Annotated in this window: 18 protein-coding genes and 2 pseudogenes; 4 read left to right on the top strand and 16 right to left on the bottom strand. The window is 68.1% G+C overall.

Annotated features, from left to right (window positions below):
* The 4 genes and pseudogenes from WS62_RS36390 to WS62_RS38125 all read right to left on the bottom strand — a co-directional run.
* Nucleotides 1-170: pseudogene (locus WS62_RS36390) on the bottom strand (multidrug transporter); the annotation flags it as partial.
* Nucleotides 171-173: 3 nt separating this feature from the next.
* Complete coding sequence (gene bpeB, locus WS62_RS14010) at nt 174-3,374, bottom strand: efflux RND transporter permease BpeB (RefSeq protein WP_066571573.1); 3,201 nt, start codon at nt 3,372-3,374, stop codon at nt 174-176.
* 15 nt (nt 3,375-3,389) lie between these two features.
* Nucleotides 3,390-4,664: an efflux RND transporter periplasmic adaptor subunit gene (locus WS62_RS14005; protein WP_066571571.1), complete on the bottom strand. Its 1,275-nt coding sequence runs from the start codon at nt 4,662-4,664 to the stop codon at nt 3,390-3,392.
* A 19-nt stretch (nt 4,665-4,683) separates the two neighbouring features.
* Nucleotides 4,684-4,822: pseudogene (locus WS62_RS38125) on the bottom strand (chemotaxis protein); the annotation flags it as partial.
* Nucleotides 4,823-5,070: 248 nt separating this feature from the next.
* On the opposite strand from WS62_RS38125, the gene bpeR reads away from it, so the two are divergent.
* Nucleotides 5,071-5,706 carry a TetR family transcriptional regulator BpeR gene (bpeR, locus tag WS62_RS14000; RefSeq protein ID WP_066571569.1) on the top strand — a complete coding sequence of 212 codons (636 nt, stop codon included), beginning with the start codon at nt 5,071-5,073 and terminating at the stop codon, nt 5,704-5,706.
* Between the two features lie 147 nt (nt 5,707-5,853).
* Here bpeR and WS62_RS13995 read toward each other — a convergent pair whose 3' ends face one another.
* From WS62_RS13995 to WS62_RS13970, 6 genes are all read right to left on the bottom strand, one after another.
* Nucleotides 5,854-6,582, bottom strand: coding sequence for a CoxG family protein (locus WS62_RS13995; protein WP_066571567.1), 729 nt, complete (start codon nt 6,580-6,582; stop codon nt 5,854-5,856).
* 27 nt (nt 6,583-6,609) lie between these two features.
* Complete coding sequence (locus tag WS62_RS13990) at nt 6,610-6,969, bottom strand: DUF427 domain-containing protein (protein WP_066571565.1); 360 nt, start codon at nt 6,967-6,969, stop codon at nt 6,610-6,612.
* A gap of 128 nt (nt 6,970-7,097) precedes the next feature.
* Nucleotides 7,098-7,523, bottom strand: coding sequence for a carboxypeptidase-like regulatory domain-containing protein (locus WS62_RS13985; RefSeq protein WP_066571563.1), 426 nt, complete (start codon nt 7,521-7,523; stop codon nt 7,098-7,100).
* Between the two features lie 141 nt (nt 7,524-7,664).
* The gene (locus tag WS62_RS13980) at nt 7,665-9,152 is read right to left on the bottom strand and encodes a DegQ family serine endoprotease (protein ID WP_066571561.1); all 1,488 of its coding nucleotides are present in this window, start codon (nt 9,150-9,152) and stop codon (nt 7,665-7,667) included.
* Nucleotides 9,153-9,436: 284 nt separating this feature from the next.
* Complete coding sequence (locus WS62_RS13975) at nt 9,437-10,753, bottom strand: ATP-binding protein (RefSeq protein WP_066571559.1); 1,317 nt, start codon at nt 10,751-10,753, stop codon at nt 9,437-9,439.
* Nucleotides 10,754-10,756: 3 nt separating this feature from the next.
* On the bottom strand, nt 10,757-11,419 hold the full coding sequence (locus WS62_RS13970) for a response regulator (protein ID WP_004189255.1): 663 nt from the start codon (nt 11,417-11,419) through the stop codon (nt 10,757-10,759).
* Nucleotides 11,420-11,593: 174 nt separating this feature from the next.
* On the opposite strand from WS62_RS13970, the gene dacB reads away from it, so the two are divergent.
* The 3 genes from dacB (at nt 11,594) to WS62_RS13955 (ending at nt 15,594) form a co-directional block, all read left to right on the top strand.
* Complete coding sequence (gene dacB / locus WS62_RS13965) at nt 11,594-13,138, top strand: D-alanyl-D-alanine carboxypeptidase/D-alanyl-D-alanine endopeptidase (protein ID WP_066571558.1); 1,545 nt, start codon at nt 11,594-11,596, stop codon at nt 13,136-13,138.
* A 317-nt stretch (nt 13,139-13,455) separates the two neighbouring features.
* Nucleotides 13,456-14,373, top strand: a complete 918-nt coding sequence (locus tag WS62_RS13960) for a sterol desaturase family protein (protein WP_066571556.1) — start codon at nt 13,456-13,458, stop codon at nt 14,371-14,373.
* An 84-nt stretch (nt 14,374-14,457) separates the two neighbouring features.
* Complete coding sequence (locus WS62_RS13955) at nt 14,458-15,594, top strand: SGNH/GDSL hydrolase family protein (RefSeq protein WP_066571554.1); 1,137 nt, start codon at nt 14,458-14,460, stop codon at nt 15,592-15,594.
* A gap of 256 nt (nt 15,595-15,850) precedes the next feature.
* Here the strand turns inward: WS62_RS13955 and WS62_RS13950 are convergent, their stop codons facing one another.
* From WS62_RS13950 to pyk, 6 genes are all read right to left on the bottom strand, one after another.
* Nucleotides 15,851-16,876, bottom strand: coding sequence for an L-threonylcarbamoyladenylate synthase (locus tag WS62_RS13950; protein ID WP_066571552.1), 1,026 nt, complete (start codon nt 16,874-16,876; stop codon nt 15,851-15,853).
* An 11-nt stretch (nt 16,877-16,887) separates the two neighbouring features.
* Nucleotides 16,888-18,084: a 5-(carboxyamino)imidazole ribonucleotide synthase gene (locus WS62_RS13945; protein WP_066571550.1), complete on the bottom strand. Its 1,197-nt coding sequence runs from the start codon at nt 18,082-18,084 to the stop codon at nt 16,888-16,890.
* Nucleotides 18,085-18,162: 78 nt separating this feature from the next.
* Complete coding sequence (gene purE / locus WS62_RS13940) at nt 18,163-18,681, bottom strand: 5-(carboxyamino)imidazole ribonucleotide mutase (RefSeq protein ID WP_066571548.1); 519 nt, start codon at nt 18,679-18,681, stop codon at nt 18,163-18,165.
* 35 nt (nt 18,682-18,716) lie between these two features.
* Nucleotides 18,717-19,607, bottom strand: coding sequence for a phosphoribosylaminoimidazolesuccinocarboxamide synthase (locus WS62_RS13935; protein WP_066571546.1), 891 nt, complete (start codon nt 19,605-19,607; stop codon nt 18,717-18,719).
* A gap of 138 nt (nt 19,608-19,745) precedes the next feature.
* Entirely contained in the window at nt 19,746-20,810 is a 1,065-nt protein-coding gene (gene fba / locus WS62_RS13930; protein WP_066493846.1) for a class II fructose-bisphosphate aldolase, read from the bottom strand.
* A 271-nt stretch (nt 20,811-21,081) separates the two neighbouring features.
* The gene (gene pyk, locus WS62_RS13925) at nt 21,082-22,518 is read right to left on the bottom strand and encodes a pyruvate kinase (RefSeq protein ID WP_066571543.1); all 1,437 of its coding nucleotides are present in this window, start codon (nt 22,516-22,518) and stop codon (nt 21,082-21,084) included.
* Between the last annotated feature and the right edge of the window lie 141 nt (nt 22,519-22,659).

Here is a 22,659-nt window from a genome sequence, read left to right as displayed (position 1 = left end):
ACGTTCGCGCTGCGCGCGCCGGACGCGGCGCCCGGCTGCGCGGCGTAGACGCCGTCGGTCGGGAACGCGCCCGACACGGGCGCGGCCGGACGCTCGTAGCGCGGCGCGAGCGTGCAGCCCGTCGCGAGCAGTGCGACTGCGAGTGCAGTCAAAGCATGTTTTCGCTTCATCACTTATTCCTTCTTGCCAGCGTCGTCGCCGTGCTCCGGCTTTTCGTCACGATGCATATGCTCATGCGCGAGGCGCAATGCTTCGTCGGCATCTTCCTTCTCGCCGCTGAACACCGCCCGCACCTTCACGAAGAACATCGGGATCATGAAGATCGCGAGGAACGTCGCGGTGATCATCCCGCCGATCACGCCGGTGCCGATCGCGTGCTGGCTCGCCGAGCCGGCGCCGTTGCTGATCGCGAGCGGCAGCACGCCGAGAATGAACGCGAGCGACGTCATCAGAATCGGACGCAGCCGCAGCCGCGCCGCTTCGAGCGCCGCCTCGATCGGCCCCATCTTCTCCGACTGCTGCAGATCGCGCGCGAATTCGACGATCAGAATCGCATTCTTCGCGGACAGACCGACGGTCGTCAACAGACCGACCTGGAAGAACACGTCGTTCTCGAGCCCGCGCAGCGTCGCGGCGAGCAGCGCGCCGATCACGCCGAGCGGCACGACCATGATCACCGAGAACGGAATCGACCAGCTCTCGTACAGCGCCGCGAGACACAGGAACACGACGAGGATCGAGATCGCATACAGGATCGGCGCCTGCGAACCCGACTGGATTTCCTGGAACGACAGCCCCGTCCACGAATAGCCGATGCCGTTCGGCAGCTGCTTCGCGAGCGATTCCATCGCCGTCATCGCCTGGCCGGTACTCTTGCCCGGCGCGGCCTGGCCCTGGATTTCCAGCGCCGAAACGCCGTTGTAGCGCTCGAGCTTCGGCGAACCGTAGGTCCAGTGGCCGGTCGAGAACGCCGAGAACGGCACCATCCCGCCCGAACCGTTGCGCACGTACCAGATGTTCATGTCGTCCGGCGTCATCCGGAACGGCGCGTCGGACTGCACGTACACCTTCTTGATCCGGCCGTCGGTGTCGAGGAAGTTGTTCACGTAGCTGGACGCCCATGCGATCGAGAACGTCTGGTCGATCGCCGATGCCGTGACGCCGAGCGCGTTCGCCTTCTCGCGATCGATATCCACCTTGTACTGCGGCGTGTCATTCAGGCCGTTCGGGCGCACGCCCTGCAGCGTCGGATCCTTCGCGGCCAGCATTAGCAGCTGGTTACGCGCCGCCATCAGCGCGTCGTGGCCGTGGCCCGCGTTGTCCGTCAGCTCGAAGTCGAAGCCGGCGGCCGTGCCGAGTTCCGGAATCGACGGCGGGTTGAACGGAATCACGAGCGCGTCCTTGTAGCCCGCGTAGCGCCCGAACATCCGGCCGATCAGCGCCTGCACCTTCTGGTTCGCGTGCTGACGCTGCGCGTAGTCCTTCAGCCTGACGAACACGAGACCCGAGTTCTGGCCGCGGCCCGCGAAGCTGAAGCCGTTGACCGTGAACGCCGATTCGACGATCTCCTTCTCGTCGTTCAGCAGGTAGTCCGAGATGTTCGCGAGCGTCTTCGCGGTCGTTTCCTGCGTCGAGCCGGACGGCGTCTGTACGATCACGAACATCAGGCCCTGGTCCTCATCCGGCAGGAACGACTTCGGCAGGCGCACGAACAGCAGGCCGACCGCGACGATCACGACCAGGTAGATGATGAGCCAGCGGCCCGAACGCTTGATCACGTGGTGCACGCCGACGTGATACTTGTCGCGGCTCGCGTTGAAGTTCCGGTTGAACCACCCGAAGAAGCCCTTCTTCTCTTCGTGATGGCCCTGCGGGATCGGCTTGAGGATCGTCGCGCACAGCGCCGGCGTCAGAATCAACGCGACGAGCACCGACAGCACCATCGCCGTCACGATCGTCAGCGAGAACTGACGATAGATCGCACCGACCGAACCGCCCGAGAACGCGACCGGCACGAACACCGCCGACAGCACGAGCGCCACGCCCACCAGCGCGCCGGTAATCTGCCCCATCGCCTTGCGGGTCGCTTCCCTCGGCGATAGCCCTTCTTCCGCCATCACCCGCTCGACGTTCTCGACCACCACGATCGCATCGTCCACCAATAGGCCGATCGCGAGCACGAGACCGAACATCGATAGCGTGTTGATCGAGAAGCCCACCATCGACATGATCGCGAACGTGCCGAGCAGCACGACCGGCACCGCGATCGTCGGGATGATCGTCGCCCGCAGGTTCTGCAGGAACAGATACATCACGAGGAACACGAGCACGATACCCTCGAGCAGCGTCTTGACCACTTCCTCGATCGACAGGCGCACGAACGGCGTCGTGTCATACGGATACTTGACGACGAGGCCGTGCGGGAAGTACGTCGACAGATCGTCGATCTTCGCGCGCACTGCCTTCGCGGTCGCGAGCGCGTTCGCGTTGGTCGCGAGCTGGATACCCAGCGCCGCGGTCGGCTGGCCGTTGTACTTCGTGTCGAAGCTGTAGTTCTCGCCGCCGAGGCTGACCTTCGCGACGTCCTTCAGGCGCACCTGCGAGCCGTCCTGATTGACCTTCAGCAGGATGTTGCCGAACTGCTCGGGCGTCTGCAGCAGCGTCGACTCGGTGATCGTCGCCTGCAGCACGGTGCCCGGCACGGCCGGCGTACCGCCGATCTGGCCGCCCGCGATCTGCACGTTCTGCTGCGTGATCGCAGTCGTGACGTCCACCGGCGTGAGGCCGTAGTTCGTCAGGCGGTTCGGGTCGAGCCAGATCCGCATCGCGTACTGCGAGCCGAACAGCGTGACGGTGCCGACGCCGTTGATCCGGCTGATCGGGTCCTTCACGTGCGACGCCACGTAGTTCGCGAGGTCGTACTTGTTCATGCTGCCGTCTTCGGAGTTGAAGGCGAGCACGAGCAGGAAGCTGCTGCTCGACTTCGTCACCGACAGGCCGAGCTGCTGAACCACCTGCGGCAGGATCGGCGTCGCGAGCGACAGCTTGTTCTGCACCTGCACCTGCGCGATATCGGCGTTGGTGCCCGGCGCGAACGTCAGCGTAATGGTGGCGTTGCCCGAGTCGTCACTCGTCGACGACATGTACAGGAAGTTGTCGAGGCCGCTCATCTGCTGCTCGATCACCTGCGTGACCGTGTCTTCCACCGTCTTCGCGGAAGCGCCCGGGTAGCTCGCGGTGATCTGGATCGACGGCGGCGCGATCGTCGGATACTGCGAGATCGGCAGCGTGAAGATCGCGGCGATACCGGCCAGCATCAGGATGATGGCGATCACCCATGCGAAGATCGGGCGATCGATAAAAAACTTTGCCATGAAACAGGCCCCCTGTTATTGCGCGCTCGACGCTGCGGCGGCACTCGCTGCCGTGCTCGACGACGCGGCGCCCGATGCGGCCGCGCTCGCTGCCGCGGCCTGAGCCGGCGCGGCGCCGGCGGGCGATGCCCCCGACGACGCGGCGGCCGCGGCCGGCAGTTGCGCGGCGGCGGTCTTCACCGTCATGCCCGGACGCACCTTGTCGATGCCCTGCACGATCACGCGGTCGCCCGCCTGCAGGCCGCCTTCGATGACCCAGTCCTGGCCTCGCATGCCGCTCGTCGTGAGGACGCGCGGCTCGACCTTGCCCTTCGCGTCGACGATCATCGAGATCGCCTGGCCCTTCGAATCGTGCGTGACGCCGATTTGCGGGACGAGGAACGCGTTGTCGTTGACACCCTCTTCGATGCGCGCACGCACGAACATGCCCGGCAGCAGCACGCGCTGCTTGTTCGGGAAGATCGCGCGGATCGTGACCGAGCCCGTCGTCTGGTCGACCGTCACGTCGCTGAACTGCAGCTTGCCCTGCTCCGAATACGGCTTGCCGTCTTCGAGGATCAGCGTGACCTTCGCCGCGCCCGGACCTTCCGTCTTGATGCGCCCGCTCTGGATGTCCTGACGCAGCTTGAGGCCCTCGAGGCTCGACTGCGTGAGGTCGACATACACCGGATCGAGCTGCTGGACGGTCGACATCAGCGTCGCCTGGCTCGCCTGCACGTAGGCGCCCGGCGTGACCTGCGAGATGCCGACGCGGCCCGAGATCGGCGACACCACGTCGGTGTAGCCGAGGTTGATCTGCGCGGTCTCGACCGCGGCCTTGCCGGACGCGACGTCGGCGGACGCCTGCCCTTGCGCGGCGAGCGCGTCGTCGTATTGCTGCTTGCTGACCGCGTTCGCGGCGACGAGCACCTTGTAGCGCGCGACGAGCGCGTTCTGCGTGGCGAGGTTCGCCTGCGCCTTCGCGAGCGTCGCCTTCGCGCTGTTCAACGCCGCGATGTACGGCGCGGGATCGATCTTGTAGAGACGCTGGCCGGCCTTGACGTCACTGCCTTCGGTGAACTCGCGCCGCAGCACGATGCCGTCGACCCGCGCCCGCACCTGCGCGACGAGGTACGCGCTCGTGCGGCCCGGCAGTTCGGAGACGACCGGCACGGATTGCGGCTGGACTGTGACGACGCCGACTTCCGGCGTTTGAGGGGGCGGAGCCGATTCTTTTTTTCCGCACGCGGCCAGAAAAACGGCAGCCGTCGCGACAGTGATTAAGCGGTATGGAACCCGTTCGACGCGCATGGAGCGACCTCGTTTGTAACTAGATGAAATAAGTGCCGGCCCTCGAGGACACAACACGAACGCGCCTTGCGGCGCGGATCGGACAACTGAATTGCTTGACTGCGAATACAACGGCGGCACGCGACTGCCGTGCCGGGATGCCGCCGCGCGGTACGCGCGGAACAACAATGGGGAGGGAAATCAGCAGAGACGGATATTAACCGATTGCCTCGAAGGCCATTCGGCCGTAAGCTGGCATTGTATATACATTCGCGAATGTATGTAAAAGTCCTTCATGCACCGCACAATTTCTTACACATTACCAAGGTTTACAAGACGTCGAACGGGGCCACTCACGTGCGGCACCCATGATACAACCCTTATTATTCACGCAATGACCTCGACCTTGCATACGATGAGCTCCTGAATGGCCAGACGCACGAAGGAAGAAGCGCTCGCGACACGCGACCGCATCCTCGACGCCGCCGAGCACGTCTTCTTCGAAAAAGGCGTGTCGCACACGTCGCTCGCCGACATCGCCCAGCACGCGGGCGTCACGCGCGGCGCGATCTATTGGCACTTCGCGAGCAAGAGCGAACTCTTCGACGCGATGTTCGACCGCGTGCTCTTGCCGATCGACGAGCTGAAGGCCGGCGCGGACGCGCCGCACGCCGATCCGCTCGGCCGGATCCGCGAAATCCTGATCTGGTGCCTGCTCGGCGTCGCACGCGACCCGCAACTGCGGCGCGTGTTCAGCATCCTGTTCATGAAGTGCGAGTACGTCGCGGACATGGGGCCGCTCCTCCAGCGCAACCGCGAAGGAATGCGCGACGCGCTGCGCAACATCGAAGCGGATCTCGCGCAAGGCGTCGCGAACGGCCAGTTGCCGGCGGATCTCGATACGTGGCGCGCGACGCTGATGCTGCATACGCTCGTCAGCGGCTTCGTGCGCGACATGCTGATGCTGCCGGGCGAGATCGATGCGGAGCGGCACGCGGAAAGGCTCGTCGACGGCTGCTTCGACATGCTGCGCACGAGCCCCGCGATGCGCAAGGACGACTGAGCCGGCCGGGCGACCGGATCGAGCCCGCACGCGATGAACGGCCGCCATTCAGCGGCGAATCGGAAGGGAAATCGGAAAATCCACGACGCGGCTTGCCGGGCGAGGCGCCGTGCCCGGCAAGCGGCGTCGCGGCAAAAGCCGCGCGGCTCAGCCGCCGTTGAACCAGCGCGCCGCATAGAGCAGCAGCGCGACGAAGACGATCATCGCGGCCCACGCCCACAACGGCACCGGGTTCGATTCTCGATGGTGGAGCGCGCTCGCCGCGCGCCCGGTCAGCGCGCCGCCCAGGTGCTGCGCGTGCGCGCGGCGCGCGACGCCCTTGAATCCCGCGGGCCGCAGGAACACGTGCTGCCGCTGCGGCACGCCATCTCGCGCGCGGTTCGGCGCAAGCCCGTGCTTCGCCTGCACGACCGCGCAGAACTCGGTGAAGAAATCGTCCGCGAGCTCGTGCAGCGCGTTCCGGATCTGGCGGCCCGGCAGTTCGGCGAGCGGGCCGGACGCCGTCGCCCACACCGCGTATTCGACGCGCGTCGCGGGGACGCCGCGGCCGGCGTCCGATGCGTCGCCGGCCGGCGCGAGCACGACGTCGATCTGCCCGCGCAGCGCGCCGATGCCGTCTGCGCGGGCCCGGAAGTTCAGCGTGCGCCTCGTGTGCTCCGGTTCGTCGCTGCGCTCGCTGACGACGTGCGCGCGCACGTCGTAATGCGCCCGCAACGGGCCGAGCGGCACCGTCAGTGCGAGCGTGTACTCGCCGCGCGCGAGCCGCGAAAACGACTCGCAATGATCGAGGCTCGCGCGCACGAGCGCGAGATCCTGCAGCGCGTCCCGGACGACGGACGGCGCGAGCGGAATGAACAACGCGTCGCTCAGTTCCATGATCGCCTCCCCCGATGAACCGCCGCGTCAGGACGTCACGTCGATGCGGTCGACGCACGCGGCATCGAACGCGACATATTGCCGGATCGCTTCCGCGACCGCCAGCGGCGCCTCGTAACTCCACGCGGCGTTCTCGATGACGCCGTTTTCAGTATGCAGATGAAAATAGGTCGCCTGCCCCTTTTGCTCGCAGTACGTCACGTGATCGGACGGCGTGAGCCGCGACATGTTGACGTCGCCGCGCGGCAGGTATTGGACGTGGGGCAGGTCCGGTTCTTTCAGCGTATAGGCGGCATGCGAATCGGCATAGGTGATCCCCTGGTGGATCACGCGAACGCGATGGCGATTCGGCTCGATTTCGATGCGATGACCTGCGGCGTCGGACATCGGTTTCCCCTGCGGCCGCCGCGCGCACGCGCCGGCCGGAAATAAGCATGGCCGCGGCGAAACGCCGCTTATAGTCGCATTATCGGCCAAACCGCCGCAAATTGCGCGGCGTCATCGTCGCAGCGGGGTCACTGCGCCTTCCACGAGAACGCGGCCTTCACGCCGCCCTTCGCCGGCACCGTGACCGCATGGGTCTGCTCGTTGCCGTTGTAGCTCGCATGCACGGTGTAGCGCCCCGGCTGCAGCCTGACGAGCATGTAGGGGCCGCGCGCGTCGGTCTTCAGCACTTCGCCGCCGTGCGCATCGAGCACGGACACGTGGACGTCGGCGAGATACTCGCCGCCCGCGCCCGTGAAGCGCAGCGCGAGCGGCCAACTGCTTTCGCTGCGCTGGAACGCGGTGGATTCGTCCTGCCCCACCCCGCCCGACACGAAGCTGACGTCGCCTTGCTGCTGCGCGTCCGGCAAGCCGGGCTGCGCACTCGCGGCGCCCGCGAGGCCGAAGGCCAGCGCCGCCGCGATCAGGTACTTCTTGGAAACGGTTGGCTGTCGCATGATTCGCTCCTTGAATCTGTCCGCCGGGTACCGGAGGCCCAGTATGGACGACCGGCGAAGGTGACGGACGACGGCAAGCGGCGGGAGGCGGCCGCCAAGCCGCCGAGCCGGCCCGCCCGCCACGCCGGGATCGACCCCGGCTCAGCCCAGATCGACCGGCACGAAGATCTGGGCGTCGTCGCGCTGGATCAGGAGCGCAAGGCTGTTGCCCGCGCGCTTGACCGCATCGCGCAATTGCTCCGCGCTCGTGACCGGCCGGCCGTTCACCGCGAGGATCACGTCACCCGGCTGGATGCCCGCGTTCGCGGCCGGGCCCGTCGACTGCTGGACGACGAGGCCGTGCGTGAGCGACGAGCCGTTGCGCTCGCGCGGCGAAAGCGGCCGCACCGCGACGCCGAGACGCCCTTGCTCGACGGGCTCGTCGACGCCCGCCTTCGCCTGGTCGTCGGTCAGCGACGCGAGTGTCACCGACACGGTCTTCTTCGACTTGTCGCGCCAGACCTGCAGATCGGCCTTCGTTCCGGGCTTCATGCTCGCGATCTGCGCGGGCAGCGTCGTCGAATCCTGCACCGGCACACCGTCGACCGACAGGATCACGTCGCCCGGCTGCAGCCCCGCCTTCGCGGCCGGCCCCTTCGGATCGACCGAGCTGACGAGCGCGCCGTCGGGCTTTTGCAGACCGAACGAGCTCGCGAGCGTCTGGTTGAGCCCCTGCACGGCGACACCGAGCCGGCCGCGGCTCACGTGGCCCGTCTTCACGAGCTCGTCCTTCACCTTCATCGCCTCGTTGATCGGGATCGCGAACGACAGACCCTGGAAGCCGCCCGTCTGCGAGTAGATCATCGAGTTGATGCCGATCACCTCGCCGTTCAGGTTGAAGAGCGGACCGCCCGAGTTGCCGGGGTTCACCGGCACGTCGGTCTGGATGAACGGCGTGTAATTCTCGTCGGGCAGCGCGCGCGACTTCGCGCTGATGATGCCCGACGTGACCGTGTTGTCGAACCCGTACGGCGAGCCGATCGCGACGACCCACTGGCCGACCTTGCTCTGCGCCGGATCGCCGATCTTCACCGTCGGCAGGCTCGACGCGTCGATCTTCAGCACCGCGACGTCCGACTGCTTGTCGGCGCCGACGACCTTCGCCTTGTACTCGCGCTTGTCGGTGAGCTTCACGGTGACGACGTTCGCACCGTCGATCACGTGCGCGTTAGTCAGGATATACCCGTCCGGGCTGATGATGAACCCGGAGCCGAGGCTCGTGCTCGGCTGGTCATCCGGCTGCTGCTGGCCGCCGCCCATCCCCGGCACCTGCCCGTAGAAATGTCGGAAGAATTGGTAGAACGGATCGTCCGGGTCGATCGGCAACTGCGGCGCCGCGCGGCGCTGCGCGGTGCGCTGCACGACGTGCTTCGCGCTGATGTTCACGACGGCGGGCCCGTAGGTCTCGACCAGCCCGGAAAAGTCGGGAATGCCGGTCTTCGCGGCCGCTTCGGCCGGCATCAGCGCGGCGACGGCCGGCGTGATGATCTGCGGCGGCTCCGCACGACGGGTGCCCGCCACGTACCCCGCCGACAACGCCGCGGCGACGGCCACGGCAACTGCGCCACGCGCAAGGATTCGGGTAGTCATCGATCGTTCTCCTCGTCTAATGGTTCGCAGCGTAGCGACCCTGTCTTAAAGCAGGCTTAATCGGTTTCAGGAACCATTAAACGGACGAAAACGAAGCAAATCCGGGGCCCGCGTCGGGCCCGGCGCGCGGATCGGGCGGATCGGGCGGATCAGCGGATCAGCGGATCAGCGGCCGCGGGACTGGCGGGCGGCCGCGGCATGGCGACGCCGCGCGCCGCGGCAAGCAATGAGGCGAATGATGCGCGGCCCTCAGTCGCGCATCCGGCACGCATCCGTCACGACCGTCACGCTTCGGCCGCGCACGGCAGCGCGACGCTGACGAGCAGCCCGCCCGCCGGCGCTTCGCCGAGCGTCAAGGTCGCGCGCTGCTGCGCGGCCACCCGCTTGACGATCGCGAGGCCGAGGCCGCTGCCCGACACGTCGGTGCGCGCCCGCGCGGACGTGTCGCGGTAGAAGCGGTCGAACACGCGCTCGCGCTCGCCCGCCGGAATGCCGGGGCCGCTGTCGCCGATCTGCACGCAGGCGCGCGCGCCGTCGCCACGCGTGAGCGACACGTCGATGCGCCCGCCGTCCGGCGTGTACTTCACCGCGTTGTCGAGCAGGTTGTTGAACATCACGCGCAGCGCGGCGGGATCGGCGAGCACGGCCGCGTCCTCGACTTGCTCGAAGCCGAGATCGATGTTGCGCCGCTGCGCGATCGGCGCATGCGAGGCGACGCATTCCTCGACGATCGCGCGCAGATCGACGCGCTCGCGCACCGTCGAGTCGCCCGGCTCCGCGCGCGCGAGCGCGAGCAGTTGTTCGGCGAGACGCGTCGCGCGCGTGACGCCGCTCTGCAGATCGACGATCGCCTCGCGCCGCGACGCGTCGTCCTGCGCGCGCGCGACGAGCTGCGCCTGGATCTGCACGGCCGCGAGCGGCGTGCGCAGCTCGTGCGCGGCGTCCGCGACGAACGCCTTTTGCGTGTCGAGCGCGGCGGACAGCCGCGCGAGCAGCCCGTTCAGCGCGCGCACGAGCGGACGCACTTCGAGCGGCAGCGGCCAGTCGGGCAGCGGATCGAGCGCCTCGGGCCGGCGCGCCTCGACCGCGCGGGTCACGCGCTGCAGCGGCGCGAGCCCACGCCCGACGATCATCCAGACGGCCGCACCGAGGAACGGCAGCAGCACGATGAGCGGCCACAGCGTGCGCAGCGCGACGCTCGCGGCGAGCCGGTTGCGCACCGACAGCGGCTGCGCGAGCTGCACGACGTTGTCGCCGACGATCGCGCCGTACACGCGCCATGCGCCGCGCTCGGTGCGCTCGGTCGAGAAACCGAGCTCGGCTCGGGGCGCGATCGGCGCGCGCGGATGCGAGAAGTACATCAGCACGCCGTTGCGGTTCCAGATCTGGATCACGATCCCTTCGTCGCCGTTCGTCTGCGAGCCGAGCACCTGCGAGAACGGTTCGGACGGCAGCGCGGCCGCGATCTGCTGCAACTGGTAGTCGAACAGCTCGTTCGCGGCGGCGAGCGCCTGCCGATAGATCATCCAGCCGGCGAGCCCCACCCCGGCCACGACGATCGCGAGCAGCCAGATCAGCAATTGATGGCGAATCGACCTCACGCGCTACGCTTCCTTCACGACCATGTAGCCGAGGCCCCGGACGTTGCGGATCAGGTCCGAGCCGAGCTTCTTGCGTAGCGCGTGGATATAGACTTCGACGGTGTTGCTGCCGATCTCCTCGCCCCAGCCATACATCTTTTCTTCGAGCTGGCTCTTCGACAGCACCGCGCCCGGACGCGCGAGCAGCGCCTCGAGCAGCGCGAATTCGCGCGCGGACAGCGCGACGGGCGCGCCGTCGAGCGTCACCTGGTGCGACGCCGGATCGAGCGTCAGCGCGCCGTGGCGGATCATCGATTCGCTGCGCCCCGACTGGCGGCGGATCAGCGCGCGCATCCGTGCGGCGAGCTCGTCGAGATCGAACGGCTTGACGAGATAGTCGTCCGCGCCCGCGTCGAGGCCCTTCACGCGATCGGCGACCGCGTCGCGCGCGGTCAGGATCAGCACGGGCAGCGCGAGCCCGCGCGCGCGCAGCGTGCGCAGCACGTCAATGCCGTCGCGCTTCGGCAGCCCGAGGTCGAGCAGCAGCAGGTCGTACGCCTCGCCGCCGAGCGCGGTCAGCGCGGCATCGCCGTCCTGCACCCAATCGACCGCGCAGCCGTCGGCCTTCAGCGCCTTGCGCACCCCTTCGGCGATCATCCGATCGTCTTCGACTAGCAATATCCGCATCCTGAAAAACGTCCGTCGCCTGCGTTCGAGATGGCGGACATTGTAGCGCCGCCTCGTGCGCGAGCGGACCTTCGCAGATTTCGACGCTGCGCGCGCCATTTTCTCTACAATGTCCGGCTTGCGCCGCCGCGCGCAAGTCAATCGCTCACGTCGCCTTCCGTTCCGTATTCGTCGATGAATCACAACGCCCGCAGCATCGCCGCTTCGCCTCGCCCGACACGCCCCGCCGCCTGCACGCCGCGCGCCGTCCTGCGCTGCGCGGCGCTCATCACGGCGTGCGCCGCGCTCGCGTTCGCCGCGCCCGCCGACGCCCGCAGGAAACCGCCGCGCTACCCGGCTGCGGTCTCGACCGCGCACAACGTACTGCCGGCGTCGGTGCTCGCCGCGCTGCAGCGCGCGCGCGTGCCGGCGTCGAACCTGAGCGTCGTCATCGAGCGGATCGGCGACCGGACGCCCGTCGTCGCGTGGAACGCGAGCCGGCCGATGCAGCCCGCCTCGACGATGAAGCTCGTCACGACCTACACCGGGCTGTCGATGCTCGGCGCCGACTACCGCTGGCGCACGAGCGCGTACGCGGACGGCGCCGTCGACGAGAACGGCACGCTGCACGGCACGCTGTACGTGAAGGGCACGGGCGATCCGAAGCTCGTGCCGGAGGAACTGATCGATCTCGTCAACAAGATCCGCCGCGCGGGCATCGTCAACGTCGACGGCGCGCTCGTGCTCGACAAGACCTTCTTCGCGCCCGAGACGCGCGATCTGCCGCCGCTCGACGACGACGCCACCGCGCCGTACAACGTCGGCCCCGACCCGCTCCTTTACGCGTTCAAGGCGCTGTCGTTCACGGTGACGCCGACCGACAACGGCGCGGTCGCGATCGACGTCGTGCCGCCGCTCGCGAACCTGAACGTCGACAACCAGCTCGTCGAAGGCGCGGGCTCGTGCGCCGCCGCGGCGGCGGCCGCGCGGCCCGCGCTCATGACCGACGCGACCGGCGACCTCACCGCGTCGTTTGCCGGCGACTACCCGCTGCGCTGCGGCCCGACGACGACCAATCTCGCCGTGCTGAACCACTCTGCGTTCTTCGCGCGCGGCTTCCTCGCGCTGTGGCGCCAGACGGGCGGCGCGTTCTCCGGCACGGTCGCCGAAGGCAAGGTGCCGGGACGCGCGCGGCTCGTTGCGGCGCACCATGGCCCGGTGCTGTCGAGCGTCGTGCACGACATCAACAAGTTCAGCAACAACGTGATGGCGCGCAACCTGTTCCTCACGATCGGCGCGGTCGAGCACCGGCCGCCCGCGACGCCCGCGCAATCGGCGGATACGATCCGCGCGTTTCTCGCGCACAGCGGGCTGCCGACCGAAGGGCTCGCGCTCGAGAACGGCTCCGGGCTGTCGCGCGACGAGCGCGTGAGCGCGCTGTCGCTCGCCGACATGCTGCAGGCGGCAAACGCGAGCCCCGTCGCGCAGGCGTTCGTCGACTCGCTGCCGATCGCGGGCGTCGACGGCACGATGAAGAACCGGCTGACGAACGCGCCCGTCGGCGGCAACGCGCACATCAAGACGGGCACGCTGCGCGACGTGCGCGCGATCGCGGGTTACGTCGCGTCGGCGGACGGGTCGAGCTATGTGGTCGTCAGCTTCATCAACGACGATCGCGCATCGGCCGCGCGCGCGGCGCACGACGCACTGCTCGAATGGGTGTACGAGGGGCCGCGCTAATCTGATCGGCGCCTGAATCGCCGCGGCACGCGTGGCGCGCCGCTGCGAGCCGGCCGGAACCGATTCCGCCTCGCCGTTTGCCAGTCGGGCTCCGCGAAGGCCGCCCGCAACCGTGCGTTTTCGCCCACCGCCGCAACGCGGCGGCCTCGCCCGCCGTCCCACGCCCCGCCCGTCGAAGACTCCCTCTACGAAACACGCTCGCGCCCGGTACGCTGATTGCGTACCCTTTTAGCTGCAATTGACGCCACCGAGCCGAGCATGCGGGCCGCACGCCGCATGCGCCGCATCGCTCGAGCCACAACAAGGGGGAGACACTCATGCAATTCAACGTCGAATTGCTTCTGCTCGCGCTCGCGCCCGTCTTCCTGCTCTGCATCGGCTGGGAAGCGTGGCACCTCGCACGCACGCGCCCCGGCGAGCACGTCTACAACCTGCGCGATACGCTGTGCAACGCGGCGCTCGCGCTGATGCACCAGGGCGCGGACAAGGTCGCGTGGCTCTTCGTGATTCCGATCTATGCGTACTGCTACACGCATTACCGGCTCTTCACGTGGGAGAACACGTGGGTGTCGTTCGCCGTGCTGTTCGTCGCGCAGGACCTGCTCTACTACGTGTTCCACCGCTGCAGCCATCGCGTGCGCTGGCTGTGGGCCGCGCACGTCGTTCACCATTCGTCCGAACGCCTGAATTTCTCCACCGCGATGCGGCAAAGCCTGATGTATCCGATCGCCGGAATGTGGGCGTTCTGGCTGCCGCTCGCGTTCCTCGGCTTTCCGCCGCAGCAAGTCGTCGGCATCGTGCTCATCAACCTCGCATTCCAGTTCTTCGTCCACACGCAGACGATCCCGAAGCTCGGCTGGCTCGAGTACGTGCTGAACACGCCGTCGATCCACCGCGCGCACCACGCGCGCAATCCGCGCTACATCGACCGCAACTACGCAGGCGTGCTCGTGATCTGGGACCGCCTGTTCGGCAGCTTCGTCGAAGAGGACCCGCGCGATCCGCCCGAATACGGAATCGTCGAGCCGCTCGACTCGAACAACCCGCTCGTCGCGACGTTCCACGAATGGCGGTCGATGGCGGTCGACGCGTTCGGCGTCGAAGGCTGGCGCAACAAGCTGCGAGCGGTTTTCGGTCCGCCCGAATGGGCGAGCGCTTATCATGCTCGGGTTGCGAACGCGCGCGCGCAGCCGCACGAGCCGCCCGCGCTCGCCGCCGCGCCGCGCGAACGATAACGAGACACGGACTCACAACATCGCGCCAAGCCGCGGCACGGCGCAGGCCATGCAACACAAGCATATCTACGAGGAGAGACCCGCATGAATCAGCTGCAACGACAACAACAACCCGCCCGCACCGCACGCCGCCTGTGGCGCGGCGCGCAAATCGCGCTCGCGAGTGCCGCGTTCGCCATCCTCGCTGCGTGCGGCGGCGGCGATGGCAATGGCTCGTCGCAGCCGAGCGCCGGCGTGAACATGCAGGTCGTGTCGTTCGGCGACAGCCTGTCGGACACCGGCACTTACTCGCCGCAAATCCTGATCGGCTTCGGCGGCGGCCGCTTCACGACGAACCCGGGCCAGGTGTGGACGCAGGACGTCGCCACGTATTACGGCGGCACGCTCACGCCCGCGTTCGAAGGCGGCTTCGGCGTGCCGCTGCAAGCCGCGGGCGGCCTGGGCTACGCGCAGGGCGGCTCGCGCGTCACGCAGCAGCCGGGCATCGGCCACGCCGATCCGAGCGTGGCGAACGCCGACTACGCGCAAGCGACGACCGTGCCCGTCGCGACGCAGATCCAGCAATACCTGCAGCAGCACGGCAGCTTCAACGCGAACCAGATCGTGCTGATCAACGGCGGCGCAAACGACATTTTCTATCAGGTGCAGGTCGCGCAGGCGTCGGGCAACACGCCGGCCGCGCAGCTCGCCGCCGCGCAGCAGATCGGCCTTGCGGCGCAGCAGCTCGCGGGGATCGTCCAGCAGATCGTCGCCGCGGGCGCGACGCACGTGTTCGTGTCGAACGTGCCGGATATCGGCGGCACGCCGCTCGCGGTGTCGACGGGCCAGCAGGCCGCGCTCACGCAGCTTTCGACGGTCTTCAACAGCACGCTCGCCGCGGCGCTGAAGGCGCTCAACGTCGATCCGGCGAAGGCCGTGCTGATCGACGCGTTCACGTGGCAGGACGGCATCACCGCGAACTACCAGACGAACGGCTTCTCGGTGTCGAACACGGGCACCGCGTGCAACCTGCAGTCGATGATCGCCGCCGCGACGAAGTCGGGCGTGTCGAACCCGACCGCGTTCGGCTCGTCGCTGTTCTGCTCGCCGCAGATGTACACGGTCGCGAACGCCGACCAGACCTACATGTTCGCCGATACGGTCCACCCGACGACGCATCTGCACGCGCTGTTCGCGCAGTACGTCGAGCAGCAGATCGCGAAGACGGGCGTCGGCAAGTAAGCCGGCGGGCGGCGGGCTCGGGTTCGCCGTGCCCGCCGCCCGCGGCTCGACGACGATCCGCGCTTCGAACGAAAACGCCCGGTTCGCGTGACGCGAACCGGGCGTTTCTCATCGGGATCGGGTGTTTTTGAGTGATTCGGCGCTTCGGCGCTTCGGCGCTTCGGCGCTTCGGCGCTTCGGCGCTTCGGCGCTTCGGCGACAAGAGCATAACGAAGCCGCGTGGTTTCCGCCTGTCAACCGCCCGAACGCACGACGCTCATTCGTGCGCGTCGAACGCGGCCGCCGCGCGGCCGAGCCGGTCGTTCACCGCGATCCATTCGACCGTATCCGGCAGCTTCTCGACGAGGATGCGCGCGACCTGCGCGCGATCGAGCGCGCGCAGCAGCCCGTAGAGCTCGCGCGCGTAGACCTGCGGATCCTCGGGCGCCGCGACGAAATGCACGCCGTCCGCGTGCGCCCACGCGCCGGCGCGCGACGCGCGCGCGACGAGCGCGACCCGCTCGCCCGCGTCGCGCGCGGCGGACAGGAACCGCTCGAGCCGCTCGAACGGCGCGAGCGTGAGCGGCGTGCGCGGCGCGTAATGCGCTTTCAGCGTGCCGGACGCGCGCGGCGCGGTTGCATCGCCGCCGTCGGGCAGACGCGGCGCGACGCCGAGCACGTCGGCGATCTGCCGCGGCGTCACGCGGCCGGGGCGCAGCAGGGCCGGAAAGCCGCGCGACAGATCGAGGATCGTCGACTCGATCCCGACGTCGGACGCGCCGCCGTCGAGCACGTGGACGGAATCGCCGAACTCGTCGCGCACGTGCTGCGCGGTTGTCGGGCTCACGTGGCCGAAGCGGTTCGCCGACGGTGCGGCGACGCCGCCATGCCCGCCTCGGCGCGCGTCGAACGCGCGCAACAGCGCCTGCGCGACCGGATGCGACGGGCAGCGCAACCCGACCGAGTCCTGCCCGCCGCTCACCGCGTCCGGAATGTGCGCGGCGCGCTTCAGGATCAGCGTGAGCGGGCCCGGCCAGAACGCGTCGATCAGCTTGTTCGCATCGGCGGGCAGTTCATCGACCCAATAGCCCGGATCGCTGCCCGGCGCGAGGTGGACGATCACCGGATGGTTCGCCGGACGCCCTTTCGCCGCGTAGATCCGCGCGACGGCCGCCGGACTCTGCGCATCGCCGCCGAGGCCGTAGACGGTCTCGGTCGGAAACGCGACGAGCTCGCCCGCGTCGAGCAACGCGGCTGCTTCGTCGATTTGCGCGGCGGCCGGGAACGGTCGATCGTTCGACATCGTGCGTCCCGTCAGTCGAGCGGAATGCGCAGGAGCCGCGCGCAAGCGGTCGCGCCCGCGACCGCATCGTCGAGCGTCGCCGCGGTAAAGTTCACGTGCCCCATCTTGCGGCCGACGCGCGCCTCCTCCTTGCCGTACAGATGCAGCCGCGCGGTCGGCATCGCGGCGACCTGGTCCCACGGCGGCGCGACGGATTCGCTCGACGCGCCGTTCGCGAACCATACGTCGCCGAGCACGTTGAGCATCGCGGCGGGCGAATGCTGGCGCGTGCTGCCGAGCGGCAGCCGCGTCATCGCGCGGACCTGCTGCTCGAACTGGCTCGTCTCGCACGCGTCGACCGTGTAGTGGCCGGAGTTGTGCGGCCGCGGCGCCATTTCGTTCGCGACGAGCGAGCCGTCTTCGAGCACGAAGAACTCGACGCACAGCACGCCGACGTAATCGAGCGAATCGGCGATCCGCACGGCCGCCTGCTGCGCTTCGCGCATGAGCGCGTCGCTCGCCGCGGGCGCGGGCACGACGGTCAGCGACAGGATGCCGCCGTGATGCGCGTTCTGCGCGAGCGGGAATACGGCAGACGCGCCGTTCGCGCCGCGCGCGATCAGCGCCGACACCTCGTACTTGAGCGGCAGGCGCTTTTCGAGCACACACGGCACGCCGCCCAGCGACGCGTACGCGTCGCGCGCTTCCTGCACGGTCGCGACGCGCACCTGCCCCTTGCCGTCGTAGCCGAGGCGCGCGGTCTTCAGGATGCCGGGCAGCACCGCGGCGAGCTCGGCGTCGGCGAGCGCCGCGAGCTGCGCAGCCGATTCGATCACGACGTGCGGCGCGATGGGCACGCCGGATGCCGCGATGAAGCGTTTCTCGGCGATCCGGTCCTGCGCGATCGCGACGCAGCGGCCGGCGGGCGCGACGAACGTCGATTGCGCGAGGAAATCGAGGCTCGCGGCGGGCACGTTCTCGAACTCGGTCGACACGGCGTCGCACACTTGCGCGAGCTCGGCGAGCGCGGCCTCGTCGTCGTACGCGGCGCGCAGATGCTTGTCGGCGACGGCGCCCGCGGGGCTCGTCGGATCGGGATCGAGCACGGCGACGCGATAGCCCATCGCCTGCGCGGCAAAGCAGAACATGCGGCCGAGTTGGCCGCCGCCGACCATGCCGAGCCAGGCGCCGGGCAGGATCGGGGAAATCGGGGGGGGGAGTGCAGTCATGTCTAGGGTCGGTGGCGGCGGGCGGCTGCGCCCGCCGCGGTCAGGACGATCGAGGTCGCCGGCGGCTGCGCGGCGGCCTCACAGCGGCGGCAGCACCATCGCGTGCGCGGCTTCGTTCTGCCGCACGCGGAACGCGGCGAGCCGGTTCGCGTAATCGGTCGACGTGCCGGCCAGGATCGACACCGCGAACAGCGCCGCGTTCGCCGCGCCGGCCTCGCCGATCGCGAACGTCGCGACGGGCACGCCCTTCGGCATCTGCACGATCGAATGCAGCGAATCGACGCCCTTCAGGTACTTGCTCGCGACCGGCACGCCCAGCACGGGCACCGTCGTCTTCGCGGCCAGCATGCCGGGCAGGTGCGCCGCGCCGCCCGCGCCCGCGATGATCGCGCGCAGGCCGCGCTCGCGCGCCTTCTCCGCGTAGTCGAACATCTCATCGGGCATCCGGTGCGCGGACACGACCTTGGCCTCGTACGGTACGTCGAACGCCTGCAGGATCGCGACGGCATGCTGCATCACGTCCCAATCGGAACTGGAACCCATCAGCACGCCGACGAGCGGCGCGCTGTGCGTGTGGGCGGTCTGGACTTCGCTCATCGTGCGCTTCCTTGTTTCGGTGAATCGAACGATGATCAGTCGAGCGTCTTGCCCGTGATCCGCTTGAGCGCTTCCTGGTACTTCGCGCTCGTCTTCGCGATCACGTCGTCGGGCAGCTTCGGCGCGGGCGGCTCCTTGTTCCAGTCCTGCGCCTCGAGCCAGTCGCGGACGAACTGCTTGTCGAACGACGGCGGGTTCGTGCCGACCTGGTACTCGCCGGCCGGCCAGAAGCGCGACGAGTCGGCCGTCAGCGCTTCGTCCATCAGGAACAGCTTGCCGTGCTCGTCGAGGCCGAACTCGAACTTGGTGTCGGCGATGATGATGCCGCGCGTCGCCGCGTAGTCGGCGGCTTCGTTGTACAGCTTGATCGAGATGTCGCGGATCGTCGCGGCAAGCTCGGTGCCGATGCGGCGCTCGGTTTCCTCGAACGAGATGTTCTCGTCGTGATGGCCCATCTCCGCCTTGGCCGCGGGCGTGAAGATCGGCTCGGGGAGCTTCTGCGCGTTCGAGAGGCCGGCCGGCAGCTCGACGCCGCACACCTTGCCCGTCGCCTGGTAGTCTTTCCAGCCGCTGCCCGCGAGATAGCCGCGCACGACCGCCTCGACGAGGATCGGCTCGAGACGCTTGACGACGACGCCGCGCCCCTTCACCTGCTCGACCTCGTCAGCCGCGACGACCGTTTCCGGCGCGACGCCCGTCAGGTGGTTCGGGACGATGTGCGCGAGCTTGTCGAACCAGAAGTTCGCCATCTGATTCAGGACGCGCCCCTTGTTCGGAATCGGCTCGCCCATGATGACGTCGAACGCCGACAGGCGATCGGTCGTGACGATCAGGAGCTTGTCGTTGCCGACCGCGTAGTTGTCGCGGACCTTGCCGCGACCGAGGAGCGGCAGCGAGCGCAGCGTGGATTCGTAAAGGGTAGACATCGTCTTTTCGCAGAATTAAGAGCCAAACAAAAAGGGAAACGCCGTTCCCGTCGGCACGCGGGAACGGCGGTCTTGCAACCTGCCCGCGGCCGGGCGGCGAAGGGCGGCGCCCTCTTCCGTCCGGCCGCGCGGCACCATTTAACGCACCACTTGCGCGAGGTCGCCGGCCTTGTACTTCTCGGCTATCTTGTCGAGCGCAACCGGCTTGATCTTCGCCGCCTGGCCTTCGCAGCCGAACGCCAGATAGCGCGCGACGCAGATCTTCTTCGCCGCTTCGCGCGCGGGCTTCAGGTAGTCGCGCGGGTCGAACTTCGACGGATTCTCGAACATGTAGCGGCGGATCGCGCCCGTGATCGCGAGACGCAGGTCGGTGTCGATGTTGACCTTGCGCACGCCGTGCTTGATGCCTTCCTGGATCTCCTCGACGGGCACGCCGTAGGTTTCCTTCATGTCGCCGCCGAACTCGCGGATTTCCGCGAGCAGGTCCTGCGGCACCGACGACGAACCGTGCATCACGAGGTGCGTGTTCGGAATGCGCGCGTGGATTTCCTTGATCCGCTGGATCGACAGGATGTCGCCCGTCGGCTTCTTCGTGAACTTGTACGCGCCGTGCGACGTACCGATTGCGATCGCAAGCGCGTCGCACTGCGTGAGCTTGACGAAGTCGGCAGCCTGCTCGGGATCCGTCAGCAACTGCTCGCGGGTCATCGTGCCTTCCGCGCCGTGGCCGTCTTCCTTGTCGCCCTTCATCGTCTCGAGCGAGCCGAGCACGCCGAGTTCGGCCTCGACCGTCACGCCGATCGAGTGCGCCATCTCGACGACCTTCTTCGACACGTCGACGTTGTATTCGTACGATGCGACCGTCTTGCCGTCGGCCTGCAGCGAGCCGTCCATCATCACGCTCGTGAAGCCGCTGCGGATGGCCGTCAGACACACCGCCGGCGACTGGCCGTGGTCCTGGTGCATCACGACGGGAATGTGCGGGTACGACTCGACCGCCGCTTCGATCAGGTGGCGCAGGAACGGCTCGCCCGCGTACTTCCGGGCGCCCGCCGACGCCTGCATGATCACGGGCGCGCCGACTTCGTCGGCTGCCGCCATGATCGCCTGCACCTGCTCCAGGTTGTTCACGTTGAATGCGGGCAGGCCGTAGCCGTTTTCCGCCGCGTGATCCAGCAGTTGACGCATTGATACGAGAGGCATTGTGGTACTCCTTGAATGAAAACCTTGCGCCCTACGCGGCGTCTTACGGCCCGCCCCGACGGAAGACGGGAGGACCGGCGCGGCCGAGCGTCGAATAGCCGCATTTTATCGCGAAGCGCCCCCGATTCAGACCAAATGGCGGATTCGCTGGCAATTTGTTACGTCTTTCAGACCGCCTTCAAGCAAAAAAGCCGCGGGGGCATCCGACCCCACGCGGCTTGTTCCAGGCGCAAGCGGCACGCCCGGCGGGCGTCCCGCACCCGGCCCGGTATCAGTAATGCTCGCCGACGCGCACGATCTTCAGCGTGTTCGTGCCGCCCGCCTGCCCCATCGGCTCGCCAACCGTCAGCACGACCATGTCGCCGTGCGCGACGTACCCGCGCCGCACGATCAGCTCGAGCGCCTGCTGCAGTGCGGAATCGCGGTCGCTGTCGAAATCGACGTGCAGCGGCGTCACGTTGCGGAAAAGGGCCATCGCGCGCTCGCTGCCGACCCGCGGCGTCAGCGCGAAGATCGGCACGTGCGTGTAGTGGCGCGACATCCAGAGCGCCGTCGCGCCCGATTCGGTCAGCGCGACGATTGCCTTCGCGCCCAGGTGGTACGCGGTGAACAGCGCGCCCATCGCGATCGACTGGTCGATCCGCGTAAACGTGCGGTCGAGGAAATCCTTGTCGAGCTCGACATGCTCGGACTTCTCCGCCTCGACGCAGACGGCCGCCATCGCCTCGATCGTGACGCTCGGGTACTTGCCCGTCGCGGTCTCGGCGGACAGCATCACCGCGTCGGTGCCGTCGAGCACCGCGTTCGCGACGTCCGACACCTCCGCGCGGGTCGGCACGGGCGCATGGATCATCGACTCCATCATCTGCGTCGCGGTGATCACGAGCTTGTTCGATTCGCGCGCCATCCGGATCATCCGCTTCTGCAGCGCGGGCACCGCCGCGTTGCCGACCTCGACGGCCAGGTCGCCGCGCGCGACCATGATGCCGTCCGACGCGTCGAGGATCTCCTGCAGCGCGGGAATCGCCTCCGCGCGCTCGATCTTCGCGATCATCTTCGGCTTGATGCCGTAAGGCGCGCCCGCGATGTTCGCGAGCTGGCGCGCCATCTCCATGTCGGTCGCGTTCTTCGGGAACGACACGGCGACGAGATCCGCGCCGAGCGACATCGCGGTGCGGATGTCCTCCATGTCCTTCGCTGTCAGCGCGGGCGCCGACAGCCCGCCGCCCTGCCGGTTGATCCCCTTGTTGTTCGACAGGTCGCCGCCCACCTTGACGGTCGTGTGGATCTCGTCGCCGAGCACGCGCTCGACCGTCAGCACGATGAGGCCGTCGTTCAGGAGCAGCACGTCGCCCGGCTTCAGGTCGCGCGGCAGATCCTTGTAGTCGAGGCCGACCCGCTCGCCGTTGCCGAGCTCGCACGTCGCGTCGAGGATGAACGACTGGCCGGGCGCGAGCGTCGTCTTGCCCGCCTCGAACTTGCCGACGCGGATCTTCGGCCCCTGCAGGTCCGCCATGATCGCGATTTCCCGGCCGACCCGCCGCGCGGCCTCGCGGACCAGCTCGGCGCGTTCGCGGTGATCGTCGGCGGTGCCATGCGAGAAATTGAGCCGCACGACGTCGAGACCCGCGTGCATCATCTGCAACAGGACCTCCGGCGAACTGGATGCCGGACCGATCGTGGCGACTATCTTGGTGGCGCGATGCATGAATCTCCTCGTTTGACTGAGTGAAAGCGCTGGATGTAGGGCCGCGAGAGCCGAAAGCCGCGCGGCCCAGCCGCCGCCGCTCCGGAACACGCGCCGGTGCATGCTGCGCCCGGCGTCGCTTTGTCCGCGGGCGCCGGCGTT

The organism is Burkholderia sp. ABCPW 14 (assembly GCF_001523835.1).
Taxonomy (GTDB): Bacteria; Pseudomonadota; Gammaproteobacteria; order Burkholderiales; family Burkholderiaceae; genus Burkholderia; species Burkholderia mayonis.
This window is presented reverse-complemented; position numbering and strand designations above follow the sequence as displayed.